This is a genomic window from Salinivibrio sp. IB574 (assembly GCF_001996205.1).
Classification (GTDB): Bacteria; Pseudomonadota; Gammaproteobacteria; order Enterobacterales; family Vibrionaceae; genus Salinivibrio; species Salinivibrio proteolyticus.
On sequence record NZ_MUFN01000013.1, the window covers coordinates 15,967 to 37,535 of the forward strand.

Below are 21,569 nucleotides of genomic sequence, written 5' to 3' on the forward strand. Positions count from 1 at the left end.
GCTTCCCGCCGCATCACCTATAGCACGCTATGGATTTGACTTGTCGCAAGCTATTTCTAAAAAGCGCACGAAAACGCGCGGATGACGCTTAGTTTTTCAGTATCTTTCTGCTATCTTGCCCTCATTGTTGGCTTAATCCGTGTTTTTATGTCCTTTTCGTTGCCACGCTTTCCTTCGATGCCACTGACGCTACGCGAATACTGGGCGAACCACCGCATCAATGACAGTATCCGCGTCCTAATCGCTTTAATGGGGGTTGCCCTTTACGCGGGATACGCTGGTCGCACCGATATTGTCACGCCACTGGTGCTCGGGGTCATCGCTTCAGCATTAGCGGAAGTGGATGATCACCTATGGGGGCGGATAWAAGCCTTGGGCGTGACGCTAACCTGCTTCGCGGTCGCCTCTTTCTCAGTTGAATTGCTTTACGATTGGCCTTGGCTGTTTGCATTAGGGCTAACCGTTTCCAGTTTTGGCTTTATCATGCTGGGGGCTATTGGGGAGCGTTATGGCACCATCGCCTTTGCCTCATTGCTACTGGCGGTATACACCATGTTGGGGATGGAGCAAGGCAGTGATCTGTGGCTTCAACCCATGATGCTGCTCTCAGGCGCATTTTGGTACGGGTTACTATCACTGGTTTGGATTGTGATTTGGCCGCACCGTCCCGTGCAGCATCGGCTCGCAGCGGTCTTTCGTCAAACCGCCACTTACATGGAAACCAAGTCTAGTTTGTTCCATCCGGTTGCCGAATTGGTTCCGCAACCTACCCGCATCGCCGCCGCCAACCAAAATGCGCAAGTGGTAGCCGCGCTCAACCAAGCCAAAGCATCATTACTGGCGCGAGCACGACGCGGCCGTCTGACCCAGCGGCATCAAACCTTGCTGCAAACGTATTTTATCGCCCAAGACATTCACGAGCGGGTTAGCTCATCCCATTATCGTTACCAAGATCTTGCCGCCCACTTTTTCCACTCGGACATTTTGTTTCGCTTCGAAGCATTGCTCAATGTGCAAGCGCGCGCATGCCGTGAGGTAGCGCAAGCGCTCTCGTTGGGGATCAGCTATCAACATCATCATGCAGGGCAGCAAGCGTTAACGGCTATCCAGCAATCGATGGCGTATTTGGCTAAACACCAAGACAGCCATACTCGCACCGCATTGCTAAATCAGTTGCAGTTTTTATACAAAAACCTGGAGACGGTTGAGCAGCAGTTGGCGAGTTTGAGTAACCTCGCAGTTGATAGCCGCGCCCAAGAAAATGAATTGGCTGATCCCGATGCGCGTTCGCTTGGTGAGATGGTCTTTCGCATTCGCCAACAACTGACGTTTCGATCGTTGCGTTTTCGCCATGCAGTGCGCTTGTCGTTATCGCTCCTCGCGGGGTATGGCGTGATTCAAGGTCTATCACTTGAACATGGCTTTTGGATCTTGATGACCATTCAGTTCGTTTGCCAAACCAATTACTCAGCCACACGCAGTAAGCTTAAAGAGCGGATTGTCGGCACTGTGGCTGGCTTGCTACTCGGCGTGCCGGCCTTATACCTGTTTCCCGATCCCAGCAGTCAATTGGCCTTGATGGTCGTCACTGGGGTGCTATTTTTCGCGTTCCGCACCGTTCAGTACACCCTAGCCACCTTGTTTATCACCTTATTGGTATTAATGTGCTTTAGTCAGTTCGGGGAAGGTTTCGCAGTGATCTTACCGCGTTTGGGCGATACCGTTATTGGCTGTTTGATTGCCGTTGCGGCGGTCCGTTATGTGTTGCCCGACTGGCAAGCGCACCGTCTCCGCGGGATCATGACAGAAGCCTTGCAAGCCAATCGGGACTATTTGGCCCACGTGATTGCTCAGTACCGAGTAGGTAAACGTGACACTCTTACCTATCGAATTGCGCGGCGCCAAGCGCACAATGCGGATGCGGAGCTGACTACCGCGATCAGTAATATGTTGGCGGAGCCCGGCCGCTATCGCACCAATATCGAAGAAACTTTCCGTTTCTTATGTTTAAACAACGCGATGCTGAGCTATATCTCTGCCCTTGGCGCGCATCGAAGCCGGATGGATGATGAGGTCAACCATCAAAAAGTGGCCCAGCTTCACCGTGATATCCACCAAGGATTAACCCAATTAACCGAGCTACTGGCCCAGCCTACCAACCATGATGCACTGCTGGCGTTACAAACTACTGATGACATGCATCAGACTCACGGCGGCTACGGAGAGACTGTCGATAACACACCGCTGACGATGGTATTGCAGCAATTACAACTGATTCAGCGCATGCTGCCAGAGCTTAACCAGTTGACACTCACGCTGCGCCAACAAGCCCTGAAACAAAGTCGCGCATAATTAACGGCGGGGCCAAGGTTCCGCCTTCGGTGACTCACCCTGTGTACCAATACTCGCGTTGCGTGCGGATACTCGACTGGCACGCCAACGCTAAGTCAGCGGGATGTCAATTTACAACAATTTACGTTGTTGACGGTTGAAAGCCCTAGTCGTAGACCGGATATTATTAACAAAGCCACCTAAGTGACTTAACGCTATACCCAAATGACTCGTTTGGAAGCTAGGGTATACACTTATATTTTTAGCGGCTCGTTTAGCCGCATCGCCCGCCTGGAGCAATTATGGCTATTCATGTAGGAATCATCGACTCGGATCCCGTCCGATTGGTCACCCCCGTGTTACACCAGCAACTGCCGGTGAGCAAGTTGGTGTTAATAGGCACCCTTGAGCAAGACCTAGAATTTGAACGCCTTACCCGCGTACTTGCGCCAAAAGGCATCGAAACCGAGTTTTTTGAAATTTCCGATGATATCAATATCCGTGAATTAAAAAGCCAAGTAAAACAACTGGCCGAACAGCTTAGCACCACCTCTGAAGATATCCTTTTTAACGCGAGCTGTGGTCTCCGTCATCAACTGCTGTCTGCTTACGAAGTTTTTCGCACTTATCAATGGCCTAGCTATGTTATTGAACCTTATAGCGATGAATTATGCTGGTTGTATCCAGATGGATTGCCACAACAACAAGTCGAAGACCATATTAGCTTGACCGAATACCTCACGATTTTTGGCGCCCGTTGTGAGCGTCATGATGACGATGTGATCGGTTGTTTAACCGATGATATTTATCGTTTGGGCGAAAAATGGGCCAGCAATGCTTATGAATTAGGACCCGGCTTGGCGACACTGAACTATTTAGCCACCACGTGCCGCAAGGAACAGTGCCTTGATGTGACGTTAAGCGAGAAACAGCAAGGCTACCGTGAACTCGGTATGCTGCTTGACGATCTGACTGAAGCTGGGCTCGCAACATACCAAAATGGGGTGCTAACCTTTAGTTGTGAGGAAGCACGTCGCTTTGCCAATGGTGAATGGTTAGAAAGCTACGTCCATTACACCGTCACGTCTATTCAAAAAGAAATGCCAACCATTCAAGATAATTCACTTTCCGTGCAAGTGTATCGCCAGATTGGCGAGCGCGAAGTGCGTAACGAGCTTGATGTGGCGACTGTGGTCAATAACAAACTGCATATTATTGAGTGTAAAACCAAAGGCATGTCGAGCGATGGCGATGACACCTTGTACAAGTTAGAGTCGCTGCGCGATCTGCTTGGAGGGTTACAGGCGCGAGCGATGTTGGTGAGCTTCCGTCCGTTGCGCCATCACGATATTACTCGAGCTACCGATCTGGGCTTAGCACTGATTGGTCCTGATCAACTTGGTAACCTGCGTACCCACCTTTATGATTGGTTTGTCGCCGCCGGTGGCACCGTCGCGATTCGCACCAGCTAACTCGCGCGCCCAGATTGGCCATCATAAAAAAACGCGGCGCTCATGATGAGCGCCGCGTTGTCTTGATACCGAATGTCTGAATTACAGCAGTTTACGAGCGGCTTCAACCACAATCTTGATCGAGCGCGTTTCGGTTTCTTTAAGCGTTGCGTGGTCAGGGATCTCTTTTTGGGTACGATTAATAATCACACCTGCAACACAGCCCGCACGCAGACCTGAGCTAGCACACATGGTAAGTAGCGTGGCGGACTCCATTTCAAAGTTCAGTACGCCCATGTCTTGCCACTCTTGCATCGAGCCTTGGAAACGACGCACGACACGACCACTGAAGGTATCGTAGCGCTCTTGGCCCGGATAGAAGGTATCGCTTGATGCAGTCACACCGGTGTGAACCGTTGCGCCATCTTCATCAACCGCCGCTTTCATGGCCGTTGCCACATCGAAGTTAGCCACGGCTGGGAATTCCATCGGTGCAAAGTGGGTGCTCGCGCCATCAAGGCGAACAGACCCTGTGGTGACGATCATATCGCCGACATTAATGTTAGGTTGAATGGCGCCGGTAGTGCCGACACGCAAGAAGGTGCGCACACCCAATTGCGCCAGTTCTTCAACCGCAATCGAGGTTGATGGGCCACCGATACCGGTTGAGCAAACCACCACAGGCTTGCCGTCTAACCAGCCTAGGTACAAGGTATACTCGCGCTGAGAGGCAAGAAAGGTTGGGTTGTCCATCAGGTTCGCGATTTTTTCTACTCGCGCAGGATCGCCGGGAATAATCGCAGTGGTGGCGCCTTGTAGGTCGGCATGGTTAACGCCAAGGTGGAATACAGGGGTATCAGACATAATCAGTCTCCTCGCTGGATGCTGTCAGCAGCATCTTCAAATGATTAAAGGCCTGCCAAAGCAGGCCTGAACTCGAAGTTGTTATGCGTCTAGGATACCCAATTCTTCGGGTATTTATGTGACTTTTATCGACCTATTACACTGTCAATCCTTACAGATTTCAGAATTTAGAGATCGCTATCACTTTATGACGGTGTATGAAGACAAGTGCTGTCAGATTTATTGGCGCTTGTCTCGCAACAGCCGTAATGCATTCAACGTGACCAGCGCCGTCGCGCCACTGTCCGCTAACACCGCCACCCAAAGCCCGGTGATCCCCAAGACACTCGTGACCAGAAAGACACCTTTTAGCCCTAGCGCAATGATAATATTTTGACGGACGTTCGCTTGCGTTGCGCGCGCCAACTGTAAAATTCCGGGCAATTCAGTCAAACGGTTATGACTTAACGCCGCATCGGCCGTTTCAAGCGCAACATCCGTACCACTGCCCATCGCTACGCCTAATTGCGCCGCTTTCATCGCCGGTGCGTCATTAATACCGTCTCCCACCATAGCAACACGATAGTGTTTCGCTAAGGCTTCAACAGCATGAACTTTATCTTCCGGCAATAAGCCTGCGCGAAAGTCGATACCCAACTCTCCTGCAATCTCTGCTGCCGCAGCCGGATTGTCACCGGTTAGCATCACTGAATGAATGCCCAAATCACGTAATTGGTTGACGGCTTGCTTGGCATCGTCCCGCAAGGTATCACGCCAGCCAATCAGTCCGTACGGCGCGCCTTCAACCATGACGACCGCCACCGTGACACCTCGCTGTGTAATCTCTCCAGCTTGGTGTCGCTGATTCGGTGTCAACATATCATCCGTCAGTCGATCGAGTGCAATCAAGCTAATCCGGCACCCATCGACATCCCCTTTCACACCCTGTCCCGCTTGCGCTTGGATATTACGTGCTTCTGGCACTTCAATGCCTCGCTCGGCGGTATAAAGCACCAAGGATTTGGCCAGTGGATGATGACTGCCTCGCTCGATTGCCGTGGCATACTTAAGTAAATCCTTCTCGTCACCTTGCCATGTCAGCACATCAGTCACAGTCGGTTTACCCTCAGTGAGCGTGCCCGTTTTATCAAAAGTGACCGCATTGACACTGGCGAGCATTTCTAACGCTGCACCGCCTTTAATCAGTGCGCCTCGACGCGCTGCCGTCGCCAGACCTGATGTGATCGCTGCTGGCGTTGAAATCACCAATGCACACGGACAGGCAATCAATAGCAAAGCAAGGCCTCGATACAACCACTCTTGCCAACTGGCGGCAAAAAACAACGGCGGGACCACAACGACTAATGCGGCAAGCGCAATCATGGTCGGCGTATACCAACGGCTAAATTTATCGATAAACCGCTCAATCGATGCTTTTTTCGACTCAGCCTGTTCGATTAAACGTAAGATCCGGTCAATCGCATTTTCGCCTTGTGCGGATGTGACGGTAAGCTGGACCGTTTTATCGGTCGCAAGGCTGCCTGCCATCACAGCATCACCGACCTCAATATCAACCGGAATGGGCTCTCCCGTCAGGGCGCTTTGATCAAAGCTTGCCATTGTCCCCATCAACTGGCCGTCTGCAGGCAAACGCTCGCCAGCGCTAATTTCAATCACATCCCCTGGTTGCAGTGCGCTCGCCGCCACGGTTTCACGCTCACCAGATGCATGAACGCGAGTCACTGTCTCAGGAACCAAGGCCATCAGTGACTGAATACCATCTCGTGCCCGTGAGGCAGCATAACCTTCCAGCCTTTCACCAATCAGGAACAGTACCAGCACCATCGCGGCCTCGGTGGTCTCACCCAAGTACAAGGCCCCGAGCGCGGCGATACTCATCAGTGTTTCGATAGAAAAAGGTGACCCACTTTTGGCCAGACGTATCGCTTTGCCCACGATCGGCGCCAGTCCGACTAAGGTCGCCAAAGTAAACAGCGTCCCCGATAAAGGTTCAGACCAATAATGGAGTCCCCACGCCACCATCATGACCGCAATTAGCCCGAATAACAGCGCATCTTGCCGCCACTTGTTCCATCCGGTTACCTCAGGTTGTGTTTGGTTGAGAGCGACGAGAGGAAAGCCCGCTTTTTGGGCGGCTTGTTCAACAGCACGTTCGGTAGAAGCCTGTGCATCGGCCGTATAAGTGACACGCAGTTTCTCCGTTGCAAACATCACCTGTGCTTGCGCTACGCCTGACGTTGCCAGAATGGCTTTTTCGAGTTTCGCGGCACAGCTCGGACAGTCCATACCGGTCACGCCCCACTCGTGCGCATTCACTGAATCAATTGATGCGCGCTCAGAAGAGGTGTCTGCACGTTGTCGCTGAGCGTGCGCGTGGCAATGCCCATCCGGGTCATCATCGCCGGCGTTACCCTCGCCCTCCGCATGACTGCTACAACAGCCGCTGTCTTGCGCACATTGTGTGGTTTCAAGCGCAGAGGTGGTCGGGTTTTGATGATGGGGTTGATGACAATGGTGCGATCCACAGTATTTGCACATAGTCGGCTCCTTATGGGCGGTATATCGAACGTTTATACCTACTATAAGGGTTGGAGCCCACTCCAGAGTCAAGCGATGATCGAAACTCATCGCATTTGTCTTACGTTGTGGGTCGGGAAAAGTGCTTGGATTAAGGGAAGCGCTGTGATGCGGGGAAAGAAAGCGAAAAGTGCGCTCAGTGATTAGCACTGAGCGCGTTCGGTTTACTGAATAATAAAAATGTAGCCCTGCAGAATGATAAGATTCACAATATCGATGAAGAAAGCACCGACAATGGGCACCACCATAAAGGCTTGAGGTGCCGGGCCAAAACGATTAACAATCGATCCCATATTCATCACGGCTGTCGGCGTGGCACCTAGTCCAAAGCCACAATGACCACCGGCAATAACTGCCCCTGTGTAGTTACTTCCCATCAACTTAAATGTGACGTAATAGCTAAAGATACCGATTACGATCGACTGAATGGTAAGAATAATCAAGAAAGGGACAGCCAGATCGAGAATATTCCAAAGCTTCAATGTCATCAGCGCCATGGCAAGGAATAGTGACAATGACACTGTCCCAACCATATCAACCGTTTCTGATTCCAGCTTTCTAAATTTAAAGATCTCAAGGGTATTGGTAACAATCACACCCAAAAACAAGGCATATACAAAGTCTGGGATCATTAACCACTGAATATTAAAGCTATTAACCCATTCCGATAAATAACGCGCGCCCGTAATACAAAGCAATAAGATGAATAAGACTTCGATCACTTTCTTTGCGGTTACTTTGTCTTCTTCATTTTCGTTATAGGTCACCAACTCAGGATATTTCTGATGTGTCGTCGTGCCACGACCATATTCTGATTCTAATTGGTGCTTATTAATCAAGCGTTGAGCAACCGGGCTGCCGATAATGCCACCAATGACCAAACCGAGTGTGGCGGAGGCCATTGCAATCTCGAGCGTGCTCTGGATACCGTATTCATCGGTCAATATCTGTGCCCATGCCGCGCCTGTGCCATGCCCACCAGACAAGGTAATGGAGCCAGCCACAAGGCCCATCAGTGGATCCAAGCCAAGCATCGATGCAAAGCTCACCCCAATCGCATTCTGAATAATAATGTAGAAAGAAGCGATAGCGAGGAACCAAAATACTTTTAACCCACCTTTCACCAATTGTTTATAATTAGCCGCTAAACCCACAGTGGCAAAAAACATTAGCATAAAGGTGCTTTTTAACGGCAAGTCAAATTTAAAATCTATACCGTTTGAATGCAGCACTGCAATAACACAGGCAATAATTAATCCGCCAACAATAGGTTCGGGGATATTAAATTTACGTAATACAGGAATTTTTGAATTAACAAAATGGCCTAGAAAAAGCACACCAATGGCGATCAAAAATGACTCTAGTGCACCAATAGAATTGAGTTGATACATATAACCTCTTTGTTTCTCTCATCACATCCTCCCTGATAATCCAATTTGACCTTTGTCTTTTACCTCATGTTATTCACGTTGAAGTCAATGCTGGCTTCCACATCCCAACGACATCTCAGCATCCTGCTTATCGTTTTTAGTTGTTTGACACTGCGAGTATCGCCAAGAGTTGCTTGACGCCTCGGTGTGTCTGATTCGCGGCACAATAGCAGAAATCTGTGATTTTGGCACCAAGTATCGAACTTTATGCGTCAATATCGCCGCTAATCATTGAATTAGCGAGATTATTTACGTCAAAGACAGTGAGTAATGTTGTCGACATTTTCAGCAAAAATCGCCTACATTCGCATCTGTTGGCGACAAATGACGGAGGCGGCGTCGCAGATCGATCGCTAACCATGCCCCCACAGGTATTGCCAATGCCAAATTAGAGGCCGGATAGGCCAGCCAAACCCCATCCAATTGCCAATATGACGCAAAGAGAAATAAAAACGGGAGTTGCAGTACGATATTACCGATACTGATCATTAGCGCGGTTCGCCCGTGATGAATGGCTTGAAAGTACGCGGCGGCAACGACAATAAAGCCATCGAGAAACAGAAGGATCAGATGCAACCGTAGCCCATTAACTGTGCTATCCAGTAAGGCCGGATTGCCGCTGCCAACAAATACGCGTGCCAAGGTGTTGGGTAAGCCATTGATCACTGCTACAAAGGCAACGCCCGTCACTAAGACACAAGACAACGCCATCAATAAGCACCGCTTTACCCAGTGTGGCTGACTGGCACCCGCATAAAAGCTCACTAAAGGTTGCATCCCATTGGCTACCCCCTCGGCTAGCAAATAGTACACAATGACCACATAGCCGATCACGGCATACGCCCCTACCGCCAGTTTTCCGCCGTGCAGCATTAAAAGGTGATTGTGCACCGCCACCATCACAGCGCTATAACCATACATAATCCAACTCGCCGCACCGATTGCACAGATATGCCGTGTGATTGACCAAGCCTGTGACCATGACGGCCAAATAACTTGCAACCGACTCCGCCGAGAAAAAAAGTAGCTGACGCCTACCAGCGTTACCGCCGCTTGCGCTAACGCTGTGGCAATGGCAGCGCCGGTTAATGCCCACTCAAGCCAGACGATAAACACCAGATCAAAACCAATATTGAGCAGCGCGCCTAACATCATCAATCGCGTCGCCAAGCCGGGTTGATCGTCGTTACGCAGTAAAATGGGCACCGCCATCGAACCGAGGGTAAACACATTGGCCCAAACCAGCACATCTAAGTATTGCACCGCAAAAGCCAGCGGCACCTGCTCTGCGCCTTGAAGTGCTAGTAGATATTGGCCCCAAGCGACCAGTGCGAGGCTTAGAAAAACACTGAGAAGTAGCACTAATCCGATCGCGACCGCGAGCGTGTGATGCCCTGATTGATCATGCCCTTTTCCTCGCGCAGCACTTATTTTCGCCCCAGCGCCAACACCAATCATCAGACCAATCCCTAACATGCCTGCGATCAATGGCCAAATCAGGTTAATGCCTGCCAAGCCATCAGCCCCCATGACATGACCGATAAAGATGCCATCAATGACTTGATAAAGACCATTAACCAACATAGCGGCCACGGTAGGTAACGTATAGCGCCAGAACTGGCGTGACAGTGAATGAAGTTGTGCAGGCATTAATGAGCAGTGCGTCAGGGTATGATGATGAGTATCATACCCAATCGACGCCATAGTGCTGGTTTGGGATCAGCACAGTTTGGGATAGCGCACGTGTGAGTGATATTGATAAGTTACATCGTTTCCTCGTACGCGAAAGCGCGCAAAGAAAAACGCCTTGGCCACTTCTCCCCTCAAAGAAACAGCACAAGACGCTTGAGTCTTTCATTTAGACAGGATGCGTGAGGCACTCTCCCATTTGAGTGCTGATCGCCCGGAGAACGTCTCGCCGAGTGATAATCCCTACCAATTTACCCTCATCAACCACTGGATACAGCTTAGGCTTGGTGGGCATCATCATTTCGGCCAGCTTAATGATACTGTCTTCTGATTGCACCGCCAGTGCATTCGGCGTCATACAATCAGACACAGAGTGGGAGTCTTGACAGTGATAGCTGTCTCTTAGCAATTGCTGCAGCATATCTTGCTCGGAAATAAACCCCACTAAACGTTTGTTGGCATCAATCACGGGTCCACCAGTTTGTTGGCTTCGCAGTAATTTTTCCAGCGCACTGGATAGTGGCATATCTGGCGAGAATGTCACCGGCCGCTTGTTCATATAATCTTTGACTTTGATCGACTCCATGTCGCCCCCTCTTCAATACTTAACTCACGCCATATACCTGCTAACCACGTCATATCAAAATGTGTATGCCGCGTAGCGTGGCTATGGTTGTCCCGTTCTTTAAGTGTTGTCTAAGTTAGCGAAATGTCTAAATCACTTTGAACAATTTGTGTGATTGGACAAAGCAATGATGTGGCGTGATTGCTTTATACCGGCTTCACACGCCTCTCAGCCTCACTTGCAACAAGATAAGCTCGTTCGCCCTTCTCTTTTTGTTTTGTCACAAATTGTTAAATAAAACAGTTAAAGAGGTAGATAGGGTTTCATCGATTTCATACCGTATCAAAATAAATGGATGATATTCAAAACGATGGCGACTCACGCACGGGAATGGGAAGAAAACGATGAAAATTATTGCGGTTTACAGTAACAAAGGTGGTGTGGGAAAAACGGCGACGTCGGTGAATATGGCGCATTTGATGGCAGAAAGCGGCTATCGCGTCTTACTTTGCGATCTCGACCCGCAAGGCGCGTCATCGTTTTACTTTAAACTCAAGCCATCCAAGCATTTAGGGCAAGACAGCTTCTTTACCCGTGATAAAAAGTTTAAAAAGTCCATTCAACCCAGTCACTACCCCAACCTTGATGTGGTACCGGCGCACCATGATTTTAAAGACTTCGATATTTTTCTAGCCTCACAGAAAGGCGGGTCAAAAAGTCTCTTCAAACGTCGATTTAAAGCCGTCAAGGATGACTACGATATCGTGATACTCGATTGTCCGCCCTCTCTTTCCGCACTGTCTGATGCCGTATTCCGCCATTGTGATGAACTGCTGACCCCCGTGATCCCGACGACGCTTTCTGAACGCACGCTTGAACAGCTTTATCAGTATTTTATCGCCCATGATTTTGATGTGGCGCGTATTCACCCCTTTTTCTCGATGGTGCAGAAAACAAAGCGCTTACACGTCGACACCATGCATCGGATGCAGAAACAATACCCTGCTATGTTGGATTCTCATGTGCCCTTTAGTAGCGATGTAGAAAAAATGGGCGTGACCTGTGCACCTGTCACCGATATCGGCAAAGGAACCGCTGCGGCCATGTATTATCGTCGATTATGGCGGGAGTTCGCAGCGCGGGTGCTTTCCGATCAACACGCTGCATAGGCGGCGCGCCTAAGCGCGTAACCATTCGCGCATTACCAACCCAACAAGCGGTACAACTCGCCCGTTCTTACCGCGCGATGAGCCTGCGCAATGGTGCCGTCGCGCGCCCACGACTCAATGACCGGCGCAATGATTGGCTCCACCTGACGCCAATTTTGTCCGGCTTGTATGTCTGGCAAGTACAAAAGTCGCAGTAACAAGCCGTCTAAACCCGTTAATAGTTGTTCCGGCGTGCGATCATTAAAAATGGAAGGAAACACGTTATCGTCGTCATTGGGCAGCCCCATGATCTGGGTTAGCTCTTCAACCACACAGGCGACTAACTTACCTTTAGATCGCGCCAAATCAACTGGGATCACGACCGCTGCACGCCGTATCCAACCATTTTTATCAACGGCAAAATTAGCCGCACAGACCGCTTTGCGTAATGGGGTGACATCGTTGGTTTTAAAGTATTGCCGCGCATCGTCTAAAAAGCGTTGGTGGTTGGTAAATACAATGGTCAGATTAGCGGCTTTAGGGTGCGAAGCCGGGATAAAGTTTATCCCCGTCAAGCTTTGCAAATGGTCAAGGTGGTAGCGGACGAGTTTATTGTGAAGTTCGCTGTCGCTGACGACATGCGACACGGTATAGCGCACGGGCTCCTTCCACTTACGAACACCATGTTCACCTTCTACATATTCACTTTTCAGCGCAATGCGATAAAACGCATCTTGAATATAACTCGGTTGCTGCCAAGGTTGCTCAACAGCAAGCGTACTGAACGAGACCAGCCATACGATAAGCCCGATACTAACTCGACCCTTAAACAACAACCTTCACTACCTCAACCCCGCGCTTTCGATGCCTGTTTAGCGTAGCACACCAGTTGAAAAACAACTGGTTGAATTGCGTGCTGTCTGTTTTTTCTTACCATATCTGTTGAACATGGAATAGGGATACCATTTTTCTAGACATTTTTTGAACCAGACCCTCAATTTGATAGCGATCACATTTTTAGTTATTCAGTAATGTGGATAGTAACGGGCGATTTGTCTCACTAACTCGAGGATTCTATGCGTAAAACAGCGCTCGCACTCTTACTCCCCTTTGCGTTTTCCGCCCACGCCGCCACCATCGTTGATGCCTCTGATTTGGATCTTAGCCAAGCACTAGACGCCAATACGGCACGCTCAGCAATGGCGGCAGCACCTGCACTCAGTTTTCGTGAAAAATCACGTATGCAAGTGGGCAATCAATCACTAGTTCGTAAGCAGCAACTGCATCATGGCATTCCGGTTTACGGCTATTCTGTGGTTGAAAACACTACCGCACGGGGCTTTGCGCCAAGTGTTAAAGGTGACGTTGTCACTGATATCGAACAAGATATTGGTGGCACGCTACCCATGATTAACCAGCAGCAGGCCATTGCGATTGCTCAAGGTCAGACGGGCCAAGGCAATCGCCATTTTCATCAAGCGGATGCAAACACGGAATTGTTGATCTGGTTAGATGAACAACAAACAGCGCGTCTCGTCTATAAAGTTGACTACCTTGCCAGCGATAACGGTCATCCTTCGCGTCCGATGAAAATCGTCGATGCGAAATCGGGAAATATATTAGATAGCTGGGAAGGGATCGCACACTTAGAAGCTGGCGGCCCCGGCGGTAACCAAAAAAGTGGGCGCTATACCTTCGGCCCTAATACCCAACTGGGTGGCTTTGAAGTCAACCGCTACTGTCAAATGGATAGCCCCAACGTTGTGACAGTCAACATGAACAATCGGGAATGGGGTGGAAGTGTTCACCAATTTAGTTGTCCCCAGAACAACTACCGCCAAGTCAACGGCGCCTATGCGCCGATGAATGATGCGCAGTACTTTGGACAAAAAGTCTTTGAAATGTATCAAGATTGGCTCGGCGTGCGCCCTATCCGTCAAAAGCTCACCATGCGTGTTCATTATGGTCAAGGCTACGGCAATGCATTCTGGGACGGACAACAAATGACCTTTGGTGACGGCAACGGCAGCATGTATCCGTTAACCACTTGGGATGTGATTGCCCATGAGGTCAGCCACGGTTTTACTGAACAAAATTCAGGGCTCGAATACCGCGGCATGTCGGGAGGCATGAACGAATCTTTCTCTGATATCGCCGCCGCGGCACTTGGTCAGTATGTTTATGGCGACTTCAACTGGAAAATGGGTGAAGACGTGATGAAATATAGCGATGCGATGCGCTATTTCATCAATCCAAGCCAAGATGGACGCTCCATTGGTCATGTCGACCGTTATTATCCTGGCATCGACGTGCACTTTAGCTCAGGTATCTTCAACAAAGCGTTTTACCATCTTGCCACCAGCGCAGAGTGGAATATCCAAAAAGCGTTTACCGCGTTTGCCACCGCCAACCAATTGTACTGGCAACCTAACTCGAGCTTCCAACAAGGCGCTGATGGCGTATGTGAAGCCGCGAAAGCACTAAACTATTCGGCCGGTGCTGTCAGCCAAGCCTTTGCTGAAGTTGGTATCCAAACCCAAAGCTGCCAAGGAACCGGTGAAACGCCTACCCCAGATCCAGAGCCGCAGCCGACGCCTGAAGTGGTACCGCTCACTTTCGATCAGCCAGTGGAACTTCACGGCTACGCAGGTACGGCTCACCAGTTTGTGATTAAGAATGCACCACGCGGTACAGTATGGCTACAAACTTATCGTGGTCAGGGTGACGTTGATTTATATACGGCGGTTGGCCGTCCAGCGAGCGCCGAAGATCATGACTGTGCGTCCACTAACGCGGGTAACGAGGAATACTGTGGTTTTAGTGAGATTCAGGGCATGGATCTATATGTCACTGTCACCAGCAAGGTGGACTACGCCACAAACGTGATCGCACGCCTTGATGACCGTGGTATCGAGCAAAACCGCTGTAGCAATGTCCCTAGCTGGGGAACCTACAACTATTACTACTCCGGCGTCAGCGTTCAATATCAAGGGCATCTGTTCCAAGCGACGCAAGATAACTGGGGCATTGATCCATTCTCGAACCAATGGGTTTGGCAATATCAAGGAAGCTGCCAAGGTTAATATTGCTGYCTTGTGACTGGCGGCTAGCCACGGCTAGTCGCTTTTTTATGATTATCTCGCAGGCCGTTTCCTCACGACTGTGATCACGCCACGATTCTGCCTTCTCCCTGAAAGTGACATTCGCATTACTTCTTTTTTACATCTATGTTAATGATTATTGGTGATAATCAGATAATTGGGCAGATTGAATGCATCTGACGATTTTTTCTAACATATTTCGCGCCAAGCTTGTGGCGCTGCTGTTTTTATTGTGTTCCCCACTCGTTTGGGCCACGCAAGGCAATGCTGAGAACATTCAGTATCCTAGCATGATCATGGGATTACTCGGCGGGCTGGCGCTGTTTCTCTATGGTATGGACAAGATGTCTAATGCCCTCAAAAGCGCCGCCGGTAGCCGCTTAAAAACCTTGCTCGCCAAACTGACCACCAACCGCGTGGCTGGGGTGCTCACGGGCGCCGGCATTACTGCCACCATTCAATCGTCTTCCGTCACTACCGTATTATTGATTGGTTTTATCTCAGCAGGCCTGATGTCACTTGCCCAAGCGACCGGGGTCATTATGGGTGCCAATATTGGTACCACGGTTACCGCGCAAATTGTTGCCTTTAAGATCACCAAAGCAGCGTACGTAATGGTCGCTGCCGGCTTTCTCACCCAATTTATCGCCAAAGCCGACCAAACCAAACACTACGGTAATATGCTGTTCGGCTTAGGTCTGATTTTTCTGGGTATGAACGTGATGAGCGATGCCATGTCACCGCTGCGCGATTATCAGCCCTTTATCGACGCGATGGCGACCATGGATAACCCTCTGCTCGCGATCTTACTTGCGGCGCTGTTCACCGCATTGGTTCAGTCGTCTTCAGCAACAACCGGGATCGTGATTGTCCTTGCAGGACAAGGCTTTATTTCACTGGAAAGTGGTATTGCCCTTGCGATGGGCGCCAATATTGGTACCTGCGTGACAGCACTTCTCGCCTCTATCGGAAAATCCCGAGAAGCCAAACAAACCGCCAGCATTCATATTCTTTTTAATATCATCGGCGTCATGATTTGGCTGCCACTGATCTCGCTATTAAGTGATTGGAGCGTCGCGCTTTCTCCAAGTCACCCCCAACTGACAGGTGTCGACCGCTTAGGTGCTGAACTGCCGCGGCAAATTGCCAACGCCAATACATTGTTTAACGTACTAAACACACTGATCATGCTGCCATTCGCTAGTGGTTTTGTTTGGCTAGCGAAAAAGATTGTGCCACGCTCGAAAAAGCCACTCAGCAGCGACCAGCCCATTATCACGCCCAAATATCTGGCGAAAGAGTTATTGATGACACCAGATATCGCGATGGATCAAGCGCAACTTGAGATAGGCCGTATTGGACGGCGGGTCTGTAATATGATGAACACCCTGCCACCACTCACCTCGAAACTGGCAAGCCAACCACAACGCGACGCGGCGATCGCCGCATTAAAACAAATTGACGAAATTGAAAATCAAGTCGATGCCCTGCACGGACACATCCTGTTTTATTTAGGCAGACTGCGCAAAGAACCACTCAGTCACGCGCAGAGCCAACGACAAATGGCGTTAATTAGCATGACCGACCAACTTGAGAGCATTGCGGATCTGATTGCTAATACGCTAATCCCGATAATGGAAAAATCTCTCAACGCTGAAATCACGATCAGCAATAAAATGCGCGCAACCCTGGATGTGATGCAAGAAAAAGTGACCCATGCGTTACTGGATTGTGTCAATGCGATTCGGCGAGGCGACGATAAGCGTGCCAAACAGGTCTTACATGCGAAACGCGAGCTGAACGCCCTGCTTGATAAAGTGCTCGCCCATCAGGCTGAGCGTCTAGTAGAAGATGATGCTAACCGCTTACAGCTATTTAGCATTGAGATGGAGTGGACCGAGTCTCTCAAACGTGTTTATACCGTCACCAAACGGATCGCGAAGTTGCATTTGCGCGAAAAAGAAGCTTAGCGCTTTATCGATTGGGCAATATTGATGCATGAATAGCAGAATAGACAAAGAAAACGGAACCAAGCCCTAACTTTTGGGCTTTATAACCCAAGCATGTCGGTAAAATCGTTATAACGGCTCCGCCTAATGATATCTAGGAGCCTGAAATGTATACATTATTCCCTTCCCGACCTAAACCTTTATCGGCACTGATTGCCCTCGCTGCATTTAGCAGCACTAGTGCATGGGCTGATGCTCAATGTGAGATTGCCGATTTGGCGACGAGCAACGCACCAATCCAAGCCATTATGAGTGCTGAACGCAGTTGCTTTACCAGCTGGTATGACACCACGTCTATTCGATACAGCAACGTCTACCAAGAAACTTTTGTAAGCAAAGTGGCACAGCGTTTATCGCAGACCATTACCCATTATCAGGGTGAGGACGACCAAGCTCGCCAAATTGCTAACTTAGCTGAGTATGTGCGTGCCGCCTACTATGTTCGCTTCTATGGCGATAAAGCAAATCCTGACTACTCTGACTCGCTGGGCGATCGCCTTGCGGATGCGATCAATACGTTCTTACGTTCACCTTTCGCCACGGCCAAGGGTAGCGCCCAAACCGATGCTTTGCATGGTTTAACGCTGATGGCCGACAGCATCAAGCGCTTGCCGCAAACCCTAGACCTGCAAATTCAACTGCTTGAAAACCTCGACCAAGAACGCTTAGACGAGCGCCGTTACGCGGATGCGCTCAATAACCTTTTCCGCGCTATGGCTGGCCACCAATCTCGTCAAGCCTTTTACGATGTGCTCGCCGCTGATCTCTCCTTGATTGACCGCCTTTATCAGTTCGTTATCAATCACCCTAAGCTGTCTAACAGCAACCACGGCGCGTTGTTGGTATCAAATACGGTCCGCGAAATGGGACGACTATTGATAGCCCCCCAAGCCAGCGTGCGAGATCGTGTGACTAGCCACTATAGAGATCTATTACCCCGTTTCCCGTTGGGCGGTCCAAACGACGCCGTTTGGGTGGGCATGGTAGAAATGGTGGATGCTTACGCTCCCGACAAGATGGCCGAATTAGGCTTGTCTGATGCCAAAGCCACGCTCGAAGCCAAAGTAATGCCTTATCGTCACCAATGTGACGGTCCGGCGATCATTCGTTCACAAAGCATGACACAAGCGCAATCGCAACAGGCATGTGAAAGCCTGCACAACAAAGAAGTTGCCTTCCATCAAACCGTTAACTCAGGTTATCAAGCGGTCGCCGACGATCTGAACGACAGCGTTGAAGTTGTGGTGTTTGATAACCCGTCCGACTACAAAACCTATTCCTCATTTTTGTTTGGTAACTCGACGGATAATGGTGGTCAATACTTAGAAGGAAACCCTGCCGCCCCGGACAACCAAGCCCGTTTTATTGCTTACCGTAATGATAATGGCCAATCGCTTTCGATTTGGAACCTTGAACACGAGTATGTCCATTATCTCGATGGTCGATTTAACATGTACGGCGACTTCAATGACGTGCTTCGCCACGGTCATACCGTCTGGTGGTTAGAAGGCTTTGCTGAATATATGGCCCATGGAGATGACTATGCCGAAGCAATTCGCTTAGGCAAAGAAGGCGGCTATTCACTCAGTGACGTGTTTGCCACCACCTACCAACATGATGTGAACCGCGTGTATCGCTGGGGATATTTGGCGGTACGCTTCTTGTTTGAAAAGCATCCTGAGGCTGTGGATACTTTGCTTGACGCGGGTCGCACCGGGAAATTCGAGCAGTGGGCAAATTTAGTTAAAGACTATGGCCATCGTTATGACCAAGAGTTTGCGCAGTGGCTGACCACCTTGGAAGACACCAATGGCGGCGAACCACCTCGTCCAGAACCGGAGCCGGAGCCAGAGCCAGAGCCAGAGCTGCCAGAAGTAACAACACTGTCTCTCGGTCAAACCGTCACCATTAGCGGTCAAGCATACAGTGAGCACCTGTATCAAATTGATCTAGCCCACTCTGCCAGTGCGCTGACATTTAGTATCGAAGGACAGGGCAACGCGGATCTGTACGTGGCAAAAGGCCGTCAAGCGCACTATTACGATTTTGACGCTACCGAGTGGAACCAAACCAGTAATGAAACCGTGACGCTTAATGATGTGAAACCAGGTCGGTATACCTTAAGTGTCACCGGTCGTGGTGACTTTACCGATGTCACTGTCAAAGTGAATGCAGAAGGCCAAGTGCAACCCGAGCCAACCCCAGAACCAGATCCTGAAACACCGGCAGGCACTGATGACTTGCGCCCAACGCAACTTAACGTCGCCAGCCCAAACAGTATTAGCGTTTATCAACGTCGCTATCTGTATGCCGATGTACCTGCGGGAGCCACCAAGGCGCAAGTGTGGGTCATGGCGGATGGTGACRCGGGGGATCTGAGCGTATTCGCCGCCGAGGATTACTGGCCCACGCAAGCACAAAACCAAGCAGCCTCTAACGTACCGGGCAGCAACCAGTACATCGAAGTTGATTTACGTGACCAGCAGCGTCTGCACTTGCTACTTGTAGGTGATGGAAGCCGAAGCCAAACCGATGTGCGTGTTTATTTTCGCTAAGCACTAAAAAATGTTACCAAGCGCCACTGCCGAGTGGCGCTTTTTTGTTCGGTTGCCATATAAATGGGAAAAGAATAGAAAGAGGAAAAAGACGCAAGGGATGATTGCTGTTTTCTCTCCCACACAAATTGAGACAATGCGGCGAGAACCAACCTTTATCGCTATTCACGAATAATAAGGAGAAACCATGACCGAATGGGAAAAGATGTGCCAAGGACTTGTGTTTGATGACAGCGATGGCTCCATTGATATCCGGCGGGACCACGCCACACGAACCTTGCAAGCATTCAACCAAAGCGTAGAGACGGCAACAAGAAAGCAACTGCTCAACACGTTATTACACACTATCGGCGAGGGTTCGGTGATCCAACCGCCGTTTTATTGTGAGTTTGGCGAAACCATACAGATTGGTAGTAACACCTTTATCAACATGAATGCCACTATGCTGGATGGGGCCCCGATCACGATTGGCAACCATGTGCTGATTGGCCCCAATACCCAGTTTTACACCGCAACCCACTCTCTCGATTATCAAAGCCGCCGCTCGTGGGAGACCTGGTGTAAACCGATTGTGGTCGAAGACGATGTATGGATTGGCGGTAATGTGGTGATCTGTCAAGGCGTCACCATCGGCGCACGCAGCGTCATTGCCGCCAATGCGGTGGTGAAACACGACGTGCCACCTGACAGCCTGTACGGTGGCACGCCTGCACGGTTAATCAAGTCGCTTAATCATCACGATTAATCAATATTGCGCCAGCCATTTGGCGCATTAAGTCCCCAGCGAGTAAACTCGGCCCCACTGTAAATGGCGCGTCCCTGTTTGCCATGAATCACCGAGATAGAGGACGCCTCTTCACCAGCCAGTATCCGATTGACGTACTCTCCCGCCTGAACGCCTTGTGATTCACCAAATAACACCACCCCACCTGCGGTTTGGCCTTTACCCACTGAAAAGTCCCAGAAACCAAACAAAGGGATCGCACTGTGTTGGTTGGTCCATGCCAACACCTTATCCGGGTCTACAACATTACCATTGCTATCACGGATAATTTGATAGAGTCCCACAACAATAATGTCATAGCCATCGCTACTGTTGACCGAGGCTTTCCACGCGTCAAACGTCTCATGGTTCTCAATCGTAGCATCAATCCCCAGTTTGTTCTTCAAACTCTGATACTGTTTACTGATATGATCAGTGGCAATGGTCGCGGTCGTCCCTGCATCAAACATGATTTTGACAATGAGCTTATCTTTATCCAACATCTGTCCAATCTCTCGCATACTGCGCGCAAATAGCGGGCGCTCAAGCACACCGGTTACTCTCGCCTTACCGCTATATTTGGCCATCAATCGACGTGGGTTAGAATTGATACCTAAAAATACAATATCGATATCTTCATTTTGTAATCGAGGTAGCATGTAGCCCAACGCATTATCGTCACCCAGCACCACTACATCTGGCGCGACCTGTTGATACATAGCAAAGGCTTTGTCGGCTTGACTGTCGTAATCAGCTTTCGGTAAGCGTTTAGTGTCCATCTCAAAAGTGTGTAAGGTCACATCATCGCCAAGCGTACTTTCAAGCCCACGAATATAGCTTTCATCCCAGCCGTATTCTTTGTGATAGCTCTCAATCAAGAGGACGTCGGCAGCCCATAAAGGACCCACTGAGGCAGCATAGACCACGATAATCAGTAGCCAGTTTTTCATACTCACGCTCCGTCTTTTGCTTTTTCGTGCTATTAACCCTAGTCAAAAGATGGATATTAAGAAAGCACATAAAAGGAGTGAGAGCGCAGTCATGAATAAAAAGGAAAAAAAGCCGCCACATTCGTGACGGCGGTAG

Annotated in this window: 14 protein-coding genes; 7 read left to right on the forward strand and 7 right to left on the reverse strand. The window is 49.8% G+C overall.

Annotated features, from left to right (window positions below; all coding sequences use genetic code 11):
• Positions 1–147 precede the first annotated feature (147 nt).
• Both yccS and BZJ17_RS07950 read left to right on the forward strand, forming a co-directional pair.
• On the forward strand, positions 148–2,352 hold the full coding sequence (yccS, locus tag BZJ17_RS07945; protein WP_241836779.1) for a YccS family putative transporter: 2,205 nt from the start codon (positions 148–150) through the stop codon (positions 2,350–2,352).
• Between the two features lie 281 nt (positions 2,353–2,633).
• Positions 2,634–3,803: a DUF1887 family CARF protein gene (locus tag BZJ17_RS07950; protein ID WP_077640364.1), complete on the forward strand. Its 1,170-nt coding sequence runs from the start codon at positions 2,634–2,636 to the stop codon at positions 3,801–3,803.
• 81 nt (positions 3,804–3,884) lie between these two features.
• Here the strand turns inward: BZJ17_RS07950 and udp are convergent, their stop codons facing one another.
• The 5 genes from udp to BZJ17_RS07975 form a co-directional block, all read right to left on the reverse strand.
• A complete protein-coding gene (gene udp / locus BZJ17_RS07955) occupies positions 3,885–4,646 on the reverse strand; it encodes a uridine phosphorylase (protein ID WP_077456987.1) in 762 nt (253 codons plus the stop codon).
• A gap of 219 nt (positions 4,647–4,865) precedes the next feature.
• Complete coding sequence (locus BZJ17_RS07960; protein ID WP_077640365.1) at positions 4,866–7,184, reverse strand: zinc/cadmium/mercury/lead-transporting ATPase; 2,319 nt, start codon at positions 7,182–7,184, stop codon at positions 4,866–4,868.
• A gap of 203 nt (positions 7,185–7,387) precedes the next feature.
• A complete protein-coding gene (gltS, locus tag BZJ17_RS07965; protein ID WP_077640366.1) occupies positions 7,388–8,614 on the reverse strand; it encodes a sodium/glutamate symporter in 1,227 nt (408 codons plus the stop codon).
• 324 nt (positions 8,615–8,938) lie between these two features.
• Entirely contained in the window at positions 8,939–10,357 is a 1,419-nt protein-coding gene (locus BZJ17_RS07970; protein ID WP_077640367.1) for an MATE family efflux transporter, read from the reverse strand.
• A 154-nt stretch (positions 10,358–10,511) separates the two neighbouring features.
• Entirely contained in the window at positions 10,512–10,928 is a 417-nt protein-coding gene (locus BZJ17_RS07975) for a CBS domain-containing protein (protein WP_077640368.1), read from the reverse strand.
• Positions 10,929–11,311: 383 nt separating this feature from the next.
• Here BZJ17_RS07975 and BZJ17_RS07980 point away from each other — a divergent pair, with 383 nt between their 5' ends.
• A complete protein-coding gene (locus BZJ17_RS07980; RefSeq protein ID WP_077640369.1) occupies positions 11,312–12,076 on the forward strand; it encodes an AAA family ATPase in 765 nt (254 codons plus the stop codon).
• A gap of 32 nt (positions 12,077–12,108) precedes the next feature.
• Here BZJ17_RS07980 and BZJ17_RS07985 read toward each other — a convergent pair whose 3' ends face one another.
• Positions 12,109–12,888: a DUF2927 domain-containing protein gene (locus BZJ17_RS07985; protein WP_157893174.1), complete on the reverse strand. Its 780-nt coding sequence runs from the start codon at positions 12,886–12,888 to the stop codon at positions 12,109–12,111.
• A 243-nt stretch (positions 12,889–13,131) separates the two neighbouring features.
• On the opposite strand from BZJ17_RS07985, the gene BZJ17_RS07990 reads away from it, so the two are divergent.
• The 4 genes from BZJ17_RS07990 to BZJ17_RS08005 all read left to right on the forward strand — a co-directional run bounded on the left by BZJ17_RS07990 (position 13,132) and on the right by BZJ17_RS08005 (position 20,465).
• Positions 13,132–15,138 (forward strand): M4 family metallopeptidase, encoded by a 2,007-nt coding sequence (locus BZJ17_RS07990; protein ID WP_077640371.1) that lies wholly within the window; start codon positions 13,132–13,134, stop codon positions 15,136–15,138.
• A 188-nt stretch (positions 15,139–15,326) separates the two neighbouring features.
• Positions 15,327–17,126, forward strand: a complete 1,800-nt coding sequence (locus tag BZJ17_RS07995; protein WP_241836780.1) for a Na/Pi cotransporter family protein — start codon at positions 15,327–15,329, stop codon at positions 17,124–17,126.
• Positions 17,127–17,272: 146 nt separating this feature from the next.
• A complete protein-coding gene (locus tag BZJ17_RS08000) occupies positions 17,273–19,720 on the forward strand; it encodes a M9 family metallopeptidase (protein WP_077640372.1) in 2,448 nt (815 codons plus the stop codon).
• 187 nt (positions 19,721–19,907) lie between these two features.
• Positions 19,908–20,465, forward strand: a complete 558-nt coding sequence (locus BZJ17_RS08005; RefSeq protein WP_077640373.1) for a sugar O-acetyltransferase — start codon at positions 19,908–19,910, stop codon at positions 20,463–20,465.
• Here BZJ17_RS08005 and BZJ17_RS08010 read toward each other — a convergent pair.
• On the reverse strand, positions 20,462–21,433 hold the full coding sequence (locus BZJ17_RS08010) for a hypothetical protein (RefSeq protein ID WP_077640374.1): 972 nt from the start codon (positions 21,431–21,433) through the stop codon (positions 20,462–20,464). The genes BZJ17_RS08005 and BZJ17_RS08010 overlap by 4 nt on opposite strands.
• Positions 21,434–21,569: the final 136 nt, after the last annotated feature.